The organism is Rhodopseudomonas sp. BR0C11, assembly GCF_010820945.1.
GTDB lineage: Bacteria > Pseudomonadota > Alphaproteobacteria > Rhizobiales > Xanthobacteraceae > Rhodopseudomonas > Rhodopseudomonas palustris_H.
The window spans coordinates 1-2,163 of the sequence record NZ_QTKI01000584.1 but is presented as its reverse complement, the minus strand read 5'-3'; the positions used below and the strand labels follow the sequence as shown (position 1 = coordinate 2,163).

The following is a 2,163-nucleotide window of genomic DNA, read 5'->3' as shown; positions in this document are numbered from 1 at the left end:
GTCTCGTGGGTTCGGAGAGGTGTATAGGAGACAGGCTCGGCGCAGGTTCGGACCGATTGCGATCATTCCGTGATGCGCCATCAGGCAGGCGCGGCGATAGCGCAGCGCCGCGAGCACCGTTTGCGACAGTTCGGCCGTGCCGTATTGCGCGTAAGGCGCGCAGGGAATGTCGTTGCCGCCGCCCGCCGCGATCATGTAGTGGATCGCCGGAATCGCGCGGTTCATGATCGCGATGATGGTGCAGAAGATCGGGTGCGCGTGCACCACGGCGTTGGCTTCCGGCTTCTCGCGCAGAATATCGAGATGGAAGCGCCACTCGGTCGAAGGCACGCGGCCTTCCGGCGCGGTCCACGAGCCGTCCCAGTTCATCGCCACGATGTCTTCCGGCTGCATCAACTCGTAGGGCACGCCGGACGGCGTCACCAGGATGCCGTCTTCCGTGCGGACGCTGATGTTGCCGGACGTGCCCTGGTTGATGCCCAAGGCCGTCATCTCGCGGCAGGCATCGATAATGGATTGCCGGGTTGCAACGTCGGCAGCGCCGGGAAGCGTCATGGGTGGGTTTCCTCAAAGGTTGGCCGCTGCGGCTCTTACCGGCCGCTGCGCATCGTCGCGGAAGCTCGAACGAGGCGCCTCAGCGCCCCATCGCATAGAACTCGTCGTTCGGCCGCATGCTGGTGACGTTGGCAAGGCGGTTGGACATGCCGAAGAACGCCGCGATCGCCGCGATGTCCCAGATGTCTTCTTCGCTGAAGTCGTGGCTCTTCAGCGTTTCGATGTCGGCGTCGCCGACCTCGTAGGCCTGGGCCGAGACCTTCATGGCGAAGTCGAGCATCGCGCGCTGCCGCGGGGTGATGTCGGCCTTGCGATAGTTCACCGCGATCTGGTCCGCGAGCAGCGGGTTCTTGGCGCGGATGCGCAGGATCGCGCCGTGCGCGATCACGCAATACTGGCATTGGTTGGCGTTGCTGGTGGCGACCACGATCATTTCGCGCTCGGCCTTGGTGATCGGGCCGGGCTTGTCCATCAGCGCGTCGTGATAGGCGAAGAACGCGCGGAATTCGTCGGGGCGATGCGCCAGCGTGAGAAACACGTTGGGCACGAAGCCGGACTTCTCCTGCACCGCGAGAATGCGGGTGCGGATGTCCTCCGGCAGGCTGGCGATATCCGGAACCGGGAAGCGGCTGATAGCAGGCTTGGTCATGTCGCAGTCTCTCTCTAGGCGGTCGCGAGGGCGACCAGCTTGTCCTGATATTCGTCGAAAGCGTCGCGCTGATCGGCGATGTGTGGTTCGGCGCGGACCAGGCAGGTATGGGCCGAGCAGCCCTGGCCGAATTGCGAAGTGCCGATGTCGAGCGTCAGCACGTTGGGATTGCCGGCGACTTCGAGGCCGTTCTCGTCGCGCGGCGTGAACCAGGCGCCGGTCGGCAGCACCAGCACGCCGGGCCGCACCGTGTCGGTGACCGTCGCGGTCGCAAGGCAGGCGCCGCGCCCGTTCCAGATGCGGATGGTCTGGCCGTCCTGGATGCCGCGCGCCGCGGCGTCGGTCGGATGCAGCTTCGCCTGTTCGCGGCCGTTGCGCTTGGCCGCCACGCTGGCGACGCCGGTTTCGATCTGGCTGTGTAGCCGGCCGACCGGCTGATGCGAGATCATGTGCAGATCGGAGGCGTCGCCCTTGCCCAGCCATTCGGCCGGTTCGAGCCAGGCCGGATGCGGCGGGCAATCGTCATAGCCGAGCCCGGCCAGTGTGCGGCTGCCGAGTACGATCCGGCCGCTCTCGGTGTTGAGCGGCTGCGCGGCGGGATCGGTACGGAAGTCGGCCAGGAAGGTGTGCTCGGCGCGGACCGGGCAGCGGGCGTAGCCGCGCTCCCAGAAGGTGTCGAAGTCGGGCATCTCGAAGCCGAGCCGTTCGACCGCGTCCTGCCGCACCTCTTCGTAGAGATGCCGCACCCAGCCGATCTCGTCGCGGCCTTCGTTGAAGCCGTCGGCGACGCCGAGCTTGGCGGCGATGCGATTGAAGATCTCGAAATCCGGCAGCGACTCGCCGACCGGCGCGATCGCCTGCTTCATCGCGATCACGAAATCGGAGCGGCGGTTGCCGGCGAGATCATTGCGCCCGATCGAGGTTGTCGCCGGCCGCACGATATCGGCACGCTGCGCGGT

At 66.4% G+C, this 2,163-nt stretch carries 3 protein-coding genes; all 3 read right to left on the bottom strand.

What is annotated here, in order from left to right:
• Positions 1-555 (bottom strand): class II aldolase/adducin family protein (locus DYI24_RS25440; RefSeq protein ID WP_164574285.1); only part of this gene is annotated, 555 nt, incomplete at its 3' end.
• A gap of 79 nt (positions 556-634) precedes the next feature.
• Positions 635-1,204, bottom strand: a complete 570-nt coding sequence (locus tag DYI24_RS25435) for a peroxidase-related enzyme (protein ID WP_107346190.1) — start codon at positions 1,202-1,204, stop codon at positions 635-637.
• A gap of 14 nt (positions 1,205-1,218) precedes the next feature.
• A partial coding sequence (locus DYI24_RS25430) for a molybdopterin dinucleotide binding domain-containing protein (RefSeq protein ID WP_164574284.1) occupies positions 1,219-2,163 on the bottom strand: 945 nt, incomplete at its 5' end.

What these genes read in the sequence shown, in the direction of transcription:
- DYI24_RS25435 (WP_107346190.1), bottom strand. Translation starts at nt 1,204, where the DNA reads ATGACCAAGCCTGCTATCAGCCGCTTCCCGGTTCCGGATATCGCCAGC.